This window comes from Halorientalis brevis (genome assembly GCF_042678165.1).
Lineage (GTDB): Archaea > Halobacteriota > Halobacteria > Halobacteriales > Haloarculaceae > Halorientalis > Halorientalis brevis.
Map to the genome: position 1 here is coordinate 72,328 of NZ_JBHUDJ010000009.1, position 12,804 is coordinate 85,131.

Below are 12,804 nucleotides of genomic sequence, written 5' to 3' on the forward strand. Positions count from 1 at the left end.
GTGACGAATCCGGCATAGGACCGTCGCGACGACCAGCGATCCTGATCGACTTGTTTTCCCCACTCTGCAGGCGGCTGGTGCCTGCTGTGGCTAGCTGCAGGACTGTGCGGGACCCTACTCGTTCTAGGTTTAGTGAGCGTGTTCGTTACATGCGACCGGGTCTGGTGCTCGTGCCCTGCGTCACAACGTCTGTGACAGGATCCTGGATACGGCGTAGTGGGATTGAAGTTACTGCGGGTGATGTCGACTTTGGACGGGTTGAAACTGGGACGCCAACGATCTCTACCGAATTACAGCTCATAGAAGTTATCTAATTATCTCTTCAGTATTCTATAAGGCGTAGATCTGGTTATTTCACTTTCACTCTGGTGACGGAGCGCTAATAGGTCACGATATTGAACTGGTGAGTATAGATGACAACACGAAGATCTGTCCTGAAAGGTCTCGGCTGCTGCGCGGCTACTCTATCTCTCACCGGTCCTGGATCTGCGGTTGCCTCAACACAGTCCGGTAGTTTAGGGCAGTCCGTCAAGAGTTTCCAGGATGAGTTGGAGGACCGAGGGTTCACGGAGTATGAATCGTTGCAAGATTCTGGGAGTTCTCCTGACGAGGAAGGTGAGTACAATACCCGAGTTTACCACAAAAAGGAGGTTACAGAGCAGATCAGGGAAGAGTCTGAAGGAGAGGTGGAACGCCCGGGGGCTGTTTTCTTTGAACAGGAACTGACCGGTGACTGGGAAGGTTCCTGGGAGATCGATGCTTCCCTGGGGGAGGTATCGAACGAAACGGATTACGAGTTGAGCAACACGAACAATGTCGATATGAGTTTGTTCAAGATCAACGTCCCTATTCTCAGTCCTAAACTGGACGCAGACTATACTAAAAAGAACACTACAATAGAGAACCAGACGGTGGAAGGAGGTAGTAGTGAGTCAGAGAGTTTGGTCCCGCCTCACGCAATCGGCCATATCGTAAGTTCGTATGAGAGTTTGCTGCTGGAGTTAGGGTGTGACGATCTTCGATACTCGGATGGACTATGGCAGGATATGAGAGCAGGAAAAAATTGGGGAAAGACGTTCGTTGCACAGGATGAGGAAATAGACTATTCTAAAAGCGGTGTAGCCATGGCTCACCGGACATACAATGCAGAATGGGACGGTGCAGAGAAGTCTCTAACAGAGGGAGTCGACGGGGACATTTACAACAGTCATATCGATATCCGTGGGTATCTCTCGATAGAGAGTCAAGGTGGAGAGCAGCACTTGGCTGTCGGCGGTTTCTACATTAATGAGGACGAAGTCGATTTCAGCACTGGTCCTCTGTCGTCACCTGAGGTCGAAGTTGACGGAGAATCACTTCACGAAGATCTTATCCAGTTAATGTGTTCCCGAGAACTCAGTGAATGAGTGAGTGTTTCTCGAGCGGGCTGGCTACGTCGGTCTAATAATTTGGGTACGAATCCTATTGTGTAATTTATCCACTCGGTTGTAGTCGGGGACAACGGACTGTCACCTCCGGTCTGAGAGCGGATTAAATCAGCCAAACTCTCTCTTCTAAAATGACGTTGGCCGACTTTGCTACGTAGTTGGGGAGATTACGTTGAACGCCTACTAGTAACGTGGCTTTTCTTGGGAACACGGCGCAATCGTCTTTGGTGCAGTGAGATCCGAAGATTATGCCACTTCTTAATCCAGCTGGTCCCGGTGATACCCCATCAAATACACTTTCGGTGGCTCTCCATGCCGTCACTGATCAGGATTGCTAGTCTGGAAAATTTATATTTATCCTTGAACTAAACCAAGGTGATGAGATGGACGTATTTTGCTGCTCTTCTCGTACTCTGTGGGTTTCTTGCAACCTCTACAGTCGTTTCCGATACGGCTACTGCTCAAGCGCAATCGACTACTGACTCATGTCTTGATCCCCAGTCCGATATCACGCTTCAAAACGGCGTTTCAGTCCCTCGTACTGAAGCGAATGTCACCGGTGTACTTGATTACAACAGGAACACCCAGAGACTGACCATTACATATCATAATCTTTCCTCGGTTGAGGAGTTCTGGGTCGATCTATCGACGACCCATTACAACCGTGGTGTTAGAATAGTGAATGCGACTGGATTCGCCAATCTGTCGTCTGATATTGGGTATTCCTTTCGGTGGGATGGAAAAACGTCACGGCCAGAGGTGACCTTGACCGTCGTCGGTCAGCCGGCCTCTGGGAGAGAGAATCATGAATATGCAGCATCCTCACGCTGGGGGTTCTTTCCAGTCCCAAGCCATTCGGAGGCAACGAACCTCAGCTTCGCTAGCCAGGGATTTGTCGGCGATCAATTCATCCTTGCAGGACCGAACACAGTTCATTCGGCAACGGCGGGGTGCCAGGACATTCGCCTCATTGTGCCGCAGGCTGCGAATTTGTCCGAATCACCGGACAGTATCGTTAATTCGCTTGCTTCGGCCTCCAGCCAGTTCGATGCTGGACCACGATACACCTACGTCAATGCGTATGCAGTCACCGACCCGATCCGTCGTGGTGGGGCAGCGGAAACACACGAATTCTGGGTCCACGATGCAGCGACCTTTGACTTTGGTTCCGAATTCCGTGGCGGTGTGATACTGGCGAATACCTGGCTGCACGAATATACGCATACACGCCAGCTATTCACCTTTCATTCGACAGTCGATCTGGGAGAGAAGATGTGGTGGTTTACCGAGGCAAGTGCGACATACTATGCCGTCGATCTCACCACCCGACAGGTGTACGCGAGTCCATGTAACTATACATACTACTTCTGGAACTTGAGTCGCAGACGGATGGGCAATGTCGTTCTTAGCAATCAGAGCCGGTGGGGACCGCACGAGCAGGGCCAATACAGAAAAGGCGCTGTGGTGCTGTCAGCCCTGGATCAACGAATCCGGAACGAGACTAACGGACAACGTACGCTGGATGCTGTCGTCTATCGCATGAACACGCACAATGGGACTGTCACTTACGCCGACTTCAAACAGATCGTCAAGGATGTAGCGGGCACCCCACTCGATTCCTGGCTTGATACACATATCACAACCAGTACCTATCCAGAGCCAGGCCTCCGCAAGAAGGCCTGCCGCTGGCACTTAGCAAAGCAGCAATTACTCTATACGAACAAGGGCCGCGTAGCCCTCCTCTTGGCCTGTCTCATTGTCATTGGTACTGGCTATCACATATATCAGTGGAAACAAAACTAAGTCTGATACAGTGAACCAAACCAGTGAGAAATCGTAGTCCCCGGTATCCTATCTCGACAGTCTACTTCGCAAATACATCTCGAATATCGAACAGCAACGCTAGCGCTTTGTCGAACTGCCGGTCACGGGCCGACTGTGTGGTGTCGGGGTCGGAGGCGGTACGCAGGTGCGAAAGTGCCGTCCGATAGTTCGAGAAGATCGTGGCGTAGTCGCTGATGGCCAGCGACGAGGAGGCGAGCGCATACGACTGTACGGGGGACGGAATATCGACTTGAGCGGGTTTCTGTGCGGACTCAAACTGTGTGCGTGCCTGGTCGAAATTTGACTGCTCGAACAGCTTCGAGCCGGCTTCCACGTCCGTACTGATTCGGCGAAACGCCTCTTGAAGTTCCAGATGCGTCTCGTAGACAGTCATCTGCTTGCGGAGTCCTGTGGTTACCTCCTCGGCGGCTGGTAGGAGCCGGGCTACAGCCGAGGATTCAAGCAACTGAGTTTGAAGTTCATCAACGTCGCTGATTCCGCTCCCAAAGTTGTCGAGGGAAACATTTTGTAAGTCCGTATCGCCTGCCTGACCCCGGTTGAATGCCCGCTTTTCTCGGTCACGAATTTTCACCCTCACGTCGAACCCATCCAGAAGAGTCGTCCGGAGGGTGGTGTAATAATCGAACGCTGAATTGATCGCCCCGATGTTCGGTCCCGTTGGAGTCGGGCTATTTGGTGTGTGCCTTGACCGACGAATCCCTTGCTTCTCAAGCGATTCTTCGACCCTACGTAAAGTGCGTCTGATACGCTGGGTCACGTCCGGGAGCTGTTGTGGATCCGCGAGATCGCGCTGATCGATGAATGACGCAAGCTGCTGGAACTCCGTCTCGGCAGTCGTGAAATCCGGAGGTGACTCTTCTTTGTCCGATTGGGTAGACAGCACTATAGCACCAGCTGTGCCAATCGCACCGATCTTGAGCAGTTTCCGCCGATCGGGGTCTGGGCTGTCGCCGTTCGCCATTGTCGCCTCGTCGTAGTGACAATAATTAAATTCGTCGGCAGAGACCGATTCCTATGGTCGAACTGGAGTCCGCCCGGACGGAACTAGCCGGCCAGCGATTGCAACAGGGCTTCCAGACACACGCCGCTGTGCAGAGCCGGGAGCCTGCCCTGGCGCTGGCACGCCAGCTCGACAACGGGCACGACCTGGCGATGGATTTGGAAATCAATCCGGAGACGGAACTCAAGGACGTCAAATCCCAACTCTCGACAGCCTCGCTCAGGCGGCTCCGTAAGATCGTGGATGTGCTCGAAGACGATCTCGGAGTGAAGTTAGCTCACGGCAAGTTCGCCCGGCTCGCCGGAACCGCCGCGACACTCAACTCGTCCCTGGCGCTCGCAATCGCGGGCTGGAATCTACTGGAGAGTGCCAATACGTTGACCGGGGCCGCCGCCAAAGTGTCGTCGCAGGCTGCGATTGACGAGAAGTACTACCATCGCTTCTACCGAGCGGGGGGTATGTTCCTCGTTGAGTGTTTCCTCTTCACGACGCCACTGACATTCGAAACAGCCTGGAAAGGCACCCGGTTTTTGAACAATCGGTATCTCTATCGACTGCGGAACGTTTCGTCGTTCCTCTACCGGTTAGTCCTGAGTGAGGTGCATTTCGCTATCCAGAACCTTCTGAAATCCAGCCTCCGGAAGCCAGAGGAACTCTACTCGTATCTCGTCGAGATGACCACCCAGACTGTGACTATCCTCAAAAAACAGTCTTCCGATGGAATCGGTGAGGTAGCGGCTAAGGTTGAGACGATCGTGGACGAGTTCTACGCGTTTATTGAGGACACCTATCAGGTCGTGGTTCCCGATGTAGATTTTGCGGCGATTGTCCAAGACGTCTTAGAGGAACTCGATCTGTCCATCTCGATTCAGTGGTAGCTGGTGGTCACCAGCCGCTTGACACAGTCGGTTGCGTGGAGGACCTTAGCAGTAAAATCCATTATTGCGAAGTATGAGAACTCGGGTTCGGTCTTTGCGTGCCGATCTCGTCGTACTCAGGGAAGCCCCTGGCAACGTAGCCACCACGAACCAAGGGACCGATTCAGTGTCAACTAACAACCCGTGAGCCCTCGGCCGGGTCGCGGTCGCTGTGCGGGATATCCGGGGGATAGGGCCCGCACAGACGACCACGCAAGCGCGACCCGGCCTCGCCCTCACAGTCCGCCAGGCCCGCCCGTGGGCCATCTGACGAATGGCGACGCTTCCAAAAGCGACGCTGTAAGATAGCGTGGGTCGCTTCCTATCTCGCGATCCCGCGCGCCTTCGGACAACCCGACAACTCGCGCACGCGTCGAGTCACGCGCACGGACTGCCAGCACTCAGGCGCGCGGACTGCGCGCCGGGGCCCACCCGCACCTCCTTGAGTCGGTGCGGGTCCCGCCCGGTGCTCGGTCGCGCGGTGCGGGCCAACCGCGCGACTCGCGTCGTGAGAGTAATCTGTTCACACGTAGGTGCCCCGGTTCCTGCGCTCGCGTGGCGTGCTCGGATACGCGCCCCCGCTCGCCGATGGCGAGGCTGCGCGGGGGCTGCCGGGACGCGAGCGCAAAGCGCTCGGTCCGGGCTGCCGGGCGCGACTCCCGCACATGGGATTCCATCCGACGCACAGCGCGGATTCCATCCCATGTGACGCCGTCGTGCCGGGCGCTCAGGGGCCCTCCCGCGCACGGCGCGGGCCCCTCCCTGACGGACCACCTACGTGCGAACGGCGGGCGAGCCGGCGGCTCGCCCTTGGTCTTCGACCAGATCATAGACGGGGGTGGCCCGTCCGGGGCAGGTCGCGATCCCGGCGGTTGGTCGGTTCGTGACGTGTCGTCGGCCACCGGGCGGGGCGTGGGGCGACAGCCGTGGCTCGCGAGTGCAGAAAGCGAGGCGCGGTGAGCACCCCTGTGTGAAGCAATTTGGTGATTGCAATGAAAGGTAACACGACTTCGCTGAAAAAGGTATCGACGGATAACTACGGCGCGCTGGCGGACAAGCGGCGCGATCCACGCGAGGAACAGCTGACGGTCGCGATGGCCCAGAAGGTTAGCGGGCCGGAACACATGCTCCAGCAGGTGGCCAAAACCCAGTCCGGTGACGAGTTGGACTTCCGGCCCAACAAGGGCAAGGACTCACGCGCGAATTACTACGACGTCCAAGATGACTACAACTGGACGCGCGATCCGGACGTGGCGCCCGCTCGCCGCGCCGGCGAAACCCTGGCCCAGCAGGAACGGCGGCTGGCGCGCGAGGATGAGCTGACTCGCCACCGGACGCTCGCCCGCGATGCCCACGAGGCGGGCGTGAACCGTGCACAGTCCTGCCGCGTCCAGAACGCGGCCGACACACCCTCCCAGCGGACGACGGCCGACGAGCGCCCGGACGTTGGGCTGGAAGACAGCGCCGATCCACGCGAGCGGCTCACCCAGGACGACCTCGCGGCGGTCAATCGGGTCGCCATGTCACTCGCCGACGAGTTGGGCCACGACGTCCAGCTGGGACGGGCCGGGCTCGCCAAGCTGGTTGCCCGGCGCGTCCGCAGTGGGGCAGACCCGATCGGGGCAGCAACGGCCGTCAAGCGCTCGCTCCAGCGGCTGCCCGACGTCGCTGAGACGTTCACTGACCTCGACCAGTTCACGACCTGGAAGACGACGGTCGACGTCACAGTCGACAAGCTGTTCGCGATTCCGGCCCCCAGCCAGTACCAGGCGGGGTACGTGGAAGACGCGAACGGCGACCGACGCAAGTTCGTCTACTGGGAGAAGTCCCACAAGGCATCTGGGATGCCCACGCTGCGAGAGGGTGACGAGGTGCGACTGGAGGACGTGGCGGTCAACGTGTGGCACGGGCAGGCCTGCCTGGCCATTCTGGGCGACACGGCGATCACGTTCGACAAGCGTGGTGACGGGCCCGCGCACCGGAGCGGGACGCGAACGGACGCCCCAACGATCGGGCCCTGGAAAGTCGACTCAGACACCCACGCCTGGATCGAGACGGCGGACAGCGAGCGCGCGCTCGAGCACCTCGCGGACTAACCCTCTCGCCGCTCTTTTTTCGTAAGGGGTTCCGTCGGTGAGGGAATCAGTGCCGCCACTCGTGGGGCAGGCAAATGGGCGACACGCCCCGGCTGGTACTCGATCGCCCCGCGCGCGACGCCAACGGGGCGCTGCGTCGGCGCAGCGCGCGTCTCGCAGCGGTCCATCGTGCTCACATCCGTTGCGCGCGATCCCAGTTCATGCAACAGTTTGAGCGTCGAGCCCGCACACTTGCGGTGGTTGGGCGGTGGGCAACAGAAAGTTCGGTTCTGGGCCGTGAGTCCGTCTGCTATGGCGGGGCTGGAAGCGTCTTGCATCCGTTGCTGCAGGTATGGAGCAGGTACTGCCAGTCGCGATGGCGTCGGTGTGTACCCGCCGTCTGGTCCGTGCCTGTGGTTAACCCAGCCGGTTCCCAGGTGAGAACAGTATATATCGGCTGGGGTGTCACTCGATACCGAGTGTGAGTCGTGTGGGTGAGTGCTGCTGTGGTCCGTTGGAACTTAGACTCACAAACTCTCGGACATGTGGAGTGATGTGAAACGTGGTCGGTAAACGACTCTTGGCGTCAGACTCGCCGCTCGCATCGCGACACTGATGACGTCGTGACGGGTCGTTCCGTTTGCGTGGAACCAACGCGCTTTCCAGCCTTACCGAACGTTCACATCATACCTTTTGGCAGTTTGGTAAGACCACTGGTGATGCATCGGGTGCCTCTCCAGTCCAGCTATCATCATCCAATCCTTCGATTTACCTGCTGATACACAGTGCAAAGGCTGAGCCGTCTGATTAAGCCCCTCTGCGCTGAAAATACAACTCCCATAATATGATAGTGTATATACTATATCGCATCTATAGGTCGGTGGTCTGATGTGTGGGGCGAACAACTCGATACCTATGAACAAGGATTTACAACAAATTGGTAGTGGGGTAGCCGGTCTCGATGACCTGCTTCGGGGCGGATTTGCTGCAGGACGGATGTATCTCACCATCGGTCCCCCGGGGTCCGGAAAGACGTTACTCGGCATGCATTTCCTCGAACAGGGGCTTGAAAACAGTGAGACGACCCTGCTCATTCACGGTGAGGAATCACAGCCAGAGATCGCCACCAGTGCAGCCGCAGTCGACATCGACATCGACGGGACGGAGTTCCTGGACATCGGTCCCAAGTCGAGCATCTTCATCGAAGACCGCACGTACGACCTGGTTGCCCCGAGTGAAATCGAACGCGACAGATACACGCCGGAGATTCACGAGGCAGTCAGCGAGATCGATCCGGATCGAGTCGTCATCGATCCGATCACCCAACTGCGCTACGTCGAGGCGAACGACGCACAGTTCCGCCGACAACTCCTTTCGTTCATGCGCTTCCTCAAGGGTGAGGGTATCACCGTGCTGGCCACGGCGACAGCAACACCGGACCGCGAGTACGAATCTGAACTGCGGTCACTCAGCGACGGGATCGTCGAACTAACCCAGGGTGAGGGCGGCCGTCGGATAGAGGTCACAAAGCATCGAACGATCGGTCAGATAGAGGGGAGCCACGGGATGGAGATTCGGGACGCGGGAATCGAGGTGTTTCCTGCACTGGTTCCCAAACAGCACGAACAGTCGATCGGCGATTCACAGATCTCGGCCGGCATCGACGAACTCGATCGACTCCTCGGCGGTGGGATCGAACGAAACACCGTGACGTTCATCACCGGGCCGAGCGGGGTCGGCAAGACGACGCTGGGTGGGCAGATACTCGCCGAGGTTGCGCAAAGTGGAACTGCAGCGCTCTACCTGTTCGAGGAGAGTATCGAGACGTTCACCCACCGATCCGAGGCGATCGGCATTCCTGTGGCACAGTTACGTCAGGAGGGGAGGCTGGTGATTCGCTCAGTCGAACCGCTGGCCCGCTCCGCCGAGGAATTTGCCAGTCTGGTCCGGCGCGACGTCGAACAAGAAGGCGTTGAGACGGTCATGGTCGACGGTACCGACGGATACACGATGGCCATTCAGGGCGAGCGAGAGCCACTTATCGCCAAACTCCACAGTCTCTCCCGCTATTTGACGAACAACGGCGTGACGATGCTGGTCACGGACACGACCCCGGAAATAACGGGCGTCTCCACAGCGACCAGCTTCAATGCCAATTATATCGCCGACAACATCGTGGTGTTGAGTTACATCGAGATGGACAGCGCCCTGCACAAGGTGATCGGCGTCCTCAAAAAGCGTGCCGGACGGTTCGAGCAAACCCTCCGTGAGTTCAAGCTCACGGACGACGGCATTCAGGTCGGTGACCCGTTAACGAACGTCACGGGTATCCTTCAGGGTACTCCCTCCATCGCAGAGACACCGGACGGCAAATGAACAGCATTGCTCTGCTCATCGACCGGCCGGCGGACAGAGACGCCGTTCGAGACCTACTTCCCGCCCGATATGACGTCGTGACGAGCGGGAACCTCGACGAGAGTGACATCGTGCTGGTCGACGAGCGTGCCTTTCCGACGTATCACGCCAGACTCCAGGCACGGGTCGAAGCTGAGCATCCCCTATTCTGTCCGATTATTCTCATTCGGCATCCGACATCAGCCGTCGACGTATCGGTACACGACCCTGACGAGCGTGAGCCACCGCTGGTCGTCGACGACATCGTGGAAGCGCCAGTAACTCGGGAACGTCTCGTTCGGCGGATCGAATCGTTACTGGCTCGTCGTGACCAGTCGAGAGAACTCCACGAGACAGTCCAGACCCTGGCCGACGCCAACCGGCGGCTGGCGCGTCACGAGGCGATCGTCCAGCAGATGGACGATTTCGCCCTCGTCGTCGATAGTGACTGGACGCTTGCATACATGAACGAGACAGCCCTCAGCTATGCAGACACCTCACTGGGAGCCGTCGAAGGCGAGCCGATCATGGACCTGGTCTCAGGCTGGGTCGCTAGCGATGAGGACCCAACGCGATTCGAAGAGGCACTGGAGACAGTGTACGAGGACGAGTCGTCGACCGAGTATCCAGTGACGGTCGAACTCGAACTGGCGTTGCCAGTCGGCTCCATCACGACCGAGTATCACTGCTCGCCGCTCGAAAACGAGGGCCAGAAAGTCGTCGTCATCGGCCGCGATATTACCGAACACAAAGACCTCGAGAAGACGCTCCGCAGTTTCAAGCGAGCCGTCGAACATGCCGGCCATTCCATCGTCATCACGGACGTCGACGGGACGATCCAGTACGTGAACCCAGCCTTCGAGGAGGTCACCGGGTACACGGAGGCGGAGGCTCTCGGAAAGACCCCACGGATTCTCAAATCCGGCGAACACGATGAAGCGTTCTACGAGCAGTTGTGGGAGACGATTCTCGACGGCGAGGTCTGGCAGGCAGAGATCGTCAACGAATGCAAGAACGGCGAGCAGTTCATCGCCAGCCAGACGATTGCGCCCGTGTTCAACGAGATGGGAGCCATCGAACTGTTCGTTGCGATCAACCACGACATCACCGAGCGGAAAGAGCGTGAACAGCAACTCGAGGAACAGCGCGATAATCTGGACATTCTGAACCAGGTACTTCGCCACGACATCCGAAACGATCTCCAGATGGTGACCTCCTACGCAGAGTTGCTCAGTGACTCTGTCGACGGGGAAAAAGCAGAGTATCTCGACGCGGTCCGCGAGAACGCGGCCCACGCAGTCGACCTGACGACGACGGCACGGGAGATGGCCGAGGTGATGCTCACGACCGCCGATGAGACCCAGTACATGCGTCTCCGACGGATGCTCAAAGATGCCGTGGATGAGATACAGGCGGGGTATCCTGACGCCGAGATCACCATCGAACCACCGGTTCCTTCGGTGAAGGTCCAGGCCACCGAGATGCTGGATTCCGTCTTTGACAACGTGCTGAAGAATGCGATTCAGCACAACGACAAGGACGTCCCCGAGGTTACCGTTGCAGTCACAGAACGTGACCAGATGGTTCTGGTCCGAATCGCAGACAACGGGCCGGGTGTCCCCGACAACCAGAAGGAGGAAATCTTCGGCAAAGGGGAAACCGGGCTGGACAGTTCGGGAACCGGGATCGGTCTGTACCTCGTCCAGACGCTCGTCGATATGTACGGAGGAGACGTCTGGGTTGAAGACAAAGCGGCGGCGGGAGACACCGGCAGCGCTGGGCCGGAGGCCACCGAGACCGACAGTAACGGCGCCGTCTTCATGATCGAGTTACCAAAGCCGGCCGAGCACGACCAGCTGGCACAGCGGGGTCGGTAAAATCAGGATGATTAGGATCCGGATCGACTGTTGACCAGGTCATCGAGTCGCTGGTCGATAGTCGCGATCTCGTCGGTTTGATCGTCGATATCGTCGGCGATGTCGGCGGTCTGTGTGGCGATCTGGTCCGCCGCGGTCGTGGTCTGTTCGACCATGCTCGCAACTTCTTCGGTCGAGGCCGCCTGCTGGTCGGTCGCCGTCGCCACCTCTTTGATTCCTTCGTTCACCTCGGAGACAGCGCTGTGGATGTCGTCGAGGATGTCCGCTGCCTCGTCAACGGAGTCGATCCCGTTCGCGATCCGGTCGTTGTTCGCTTCCAGCGACTCGACGGCGTTTGCCGTGTCCGTCTTGATGCCGTTGATCATCGACTCGATTCTGCTCGCGTGGTTCTGTGACTCGCCGGCGAGTTGTTTGACTTCCTCGGCGACGACGGCAAACCCCTCACCGGCCTCGCCCGCCCGCGCCGCCTCGATCGAGGCGTTCAGCGCCAGGATGTTCGTCTGCTCGGCGATGTCGTTGATCACCTCGACGACCTCGTCGATCTCGGCGACGCTCTCCTGGATCTGGCCGACATCCTCGGAGACTTCCTCGCCGGCGTCCTGAATCTCGGCCATCGCCTCACGGACTTCGGCCGCCGACTCCTGCCCGTCGTCGGCGAGTTCCTTCGCTTTCTGACTCGACGAGGACACTTCCTCCGATGAGGAGGCGATCTCTTCGACCGCTGCCGAGAGATTCGACACTTCCTGAGACACCTGCTCCATGCCCTCGTACTGTTCGGCGGTCCCCTCGCGAATTTCGCCGAGTTGCTGCGCGATCTCGATCGCGGACTCGTGCAGTTCCGCCACCGACGTCTGCATCTCGTCGGCAGCCTCGTGGTCGTAGCCCTCATTCCTGTTAATGTTCTCCTCGATATCGTCGATGTCTGTGTCGAGATCACCGCCGACGTTGTCACTGATGTCCTGTTCTAAATTAGCAGTGTCGTCACGCGGACCCGTGTCAGGGGACATACATCTAGCTGTTATAGACATGTGTAAAATAAACTACCGACCGAACATCTTCGGCGGTGTGTAGTGAGGAGTTATTCCTAGGAACTATTGTCGTGATACCACTACGACCGCGTCAATCTGGGCACTTCACATCCGCAAAGGACCAGCAGTGCAGTGGCTGTGAGCCAGTCGCGTTCTTTCGGCGGCTGGGCAGTGGCGAGTCGTGTACTCAGGCTCTCCGGCGGCGTCGCTGTGGGTGGTCTCCCTGGGGGTGTGTTCGGTG

General features: G+C 58.1%; 8 protein-coding genes. 6 read left to right on the forward strand and 2 right to left on the reverse strand.

The genetic code is table 11. The features are described 5' to 3' along the window. The first annotated feature begins 413 nt into the window (after positions 1-413). Both ACFR9U_RS14635 and ACFR9U_RS14640 read left to right on the forward strand, forming a co-directional pair. Positions 414-1,406: a hypothetical protein gene (locus tag ACFR9U_RS14635; protein WP_247381613.1), complete on the forward strand. Its 993-nt coding sequence runs from the start codon at positions 414-416 to the stop codon at positions 1,404-1,406. A 399-nt stretch (positions 1,407-1,805) separates the two neighbouring features. Beyond that, positions 1,806-3,230, forward strand: coding sequence for a hypothetical protein (locus ACFR9U_RS14640; protein WP_247381612.1), 1,425 nt, complete (start codon positions 1,806-1,808; stop codon positions 3,228-3,230). 61 nt (positions 3,231-3,291) lie between these two features. On the opposite strand, the gene ACFR9U_RS14645 is transcribed toward ACFR9U_RS14640, so the two are convergent. Further along, complete coding sequence (locus tag ACFR9U_RS14645) at positions 3,292-4,233, reverse strand: hypothetical protein (protein WP_247381611.1); 942 nt, start codon at positions 4,231-4,233, stop codon at positions 3,292-3,294. Positions 4,234-4,286: 53 nt separating this feature from the next. Here ACFR9U_RS14645 and ACFR9U_RS14650 point away from each other — a divergent pair, with 53 nt between their 5' ends. From ACFR9U_RS14650 to ACFR9U_RS14665, 4 genes are all read left to right on the forward strand, one after another. Then, positions 4,287-5,150: a hypothetical protein gene (locus ACFR9U_RS14650; protein ID WP_247381610.1), complete on the forward strand. Its 864-nt coding sequence runs from the start codon at positions 4,287-4,289 to the stop codon at positions 5,148-5,150. 1,031 nt (positions 5,151-6,181) lie between these two features. Then, positions 6,182-7,285 carry a single stranded DNA-binding domain-containing protein gene (locus tag ACFR9U_RS14655; RefSeq protein WP_247381609.1) on the forward strand — a complete coding sequence of 368 codons (1,104 nt, stop codon included), beginning with the start codon at positions 6,182-6,184 and terminating at the stop codon, positions 7,283-7,285. Positions 7,286-8,179: 894 nt separating this feature from the next. Next, entirely contained in the window at positions 8,180-9,640 is a 1,461-nt protein-coding gene (locus tag ACFR9U_RS14660; RefSeq protein WP_247381607.1) for an ATPase domain-containing protein, read from the forward strand. Further along, the gene (locus tag ACFR9U_RS14665; RefSeq protein WP_247381605.1) at positions 9,637-11,535 is read left to right on the forward strand and encodes a PAS domain-containing sensor histidine kinase; all 1,899 of its coding nucleotides are present in this window, start codon (positions 9,637-9,639) and stop codon (positions 11,533-11,535) included. The genes ACFR9U_RS14660 and ACFR9U_RS14665 overlap by 4 nt, the downstream gene beginning before the upstream one ends. Before the next feature lie 11 nt (positions 11,536-11,546). Here ACFR9U_RS14665 and ACFR9U_RS14670 read toward each other — a convergent pair whose 3' ends face one another. After that, the gene (locus ACFR9U_RS14670) at positions 11,547-12,542 is read right to left on the reverse strand and encodes a methyl-accepting chemotaxis protein (protein ID WP_247381603.1); all 996 of its coding nucleotides are present in this window, start codon (positions 12,540-12,542) and stop codon (positions 11,547-11,549) included. Between the last annotated feature and the right edge of the window lie 262 nt (positions 12,543-12,804).

What these genes read in the sequence shown, in the direction of transcription:
- ACFR9U_RS14635 (WP_247381613.1), top strand. Translation starts at nt 414, where the DNA reads ATGACAACACGAAGATCTGTCCTGAAAGGTCTCGGCTGCTGCGCGGCT.
- ACFR9U_RS14640 (WP_247381612.1), top strand. Translation starts at nt 1,806, where the DNA reads ATGAGATGGACGTATTTTGCTGCTCTTCTCGTACTCTGTGGGTTTCTT.
- ACFR9U_RS14645 (WP_247381611.1), bottom strand. Translation starts at nt 4,233, where the DNA reads ATGGCGAACGGCGACAGCCCAGACCCCGATCGGCGGAAACTGCTCAAG.
- ACFR9U_RS14650 (WP_247381610.1), top strand. Translation starts at nt 4,287, where the DNA reads ATGGTCGAACTGGAGTCCGCCCGGACGGAACTAGCCGGCCAGCGATTG.
- ACFR9U_RS14655 (WP_247381609.1), top strand. Translation starts at nt 6,182, where the DNA reads ATGAAAGGTAACACGACTTCGCTGAAAAAGGTATCGACGGATAACTAC.
- ACFR9U_RS14660 (WP_247381607.1), top strand. Translation starts at nt 8,180, where the DNA reads ATGAACAAGGATTTACAACAAATTGGTAGTGGGGTAGCCGGTCTCGAT.
- ACFR9U_RS14665 (WP_247381605.1), top strand. Translation starts at nt 9,637, where the DNA reads ATGAACAGCATTGCTCTGCTCATCGACCGGCCGGCGGACAGAGACGCC.
- ACFR9U_RS14670 (WP_247381603.1), bottom strand. Translation starts at nt 12,542, where the DNA reads ATGTCCCCTGACACGGGTCCGCGTGACGACACTGCTAATTTAGAACAG.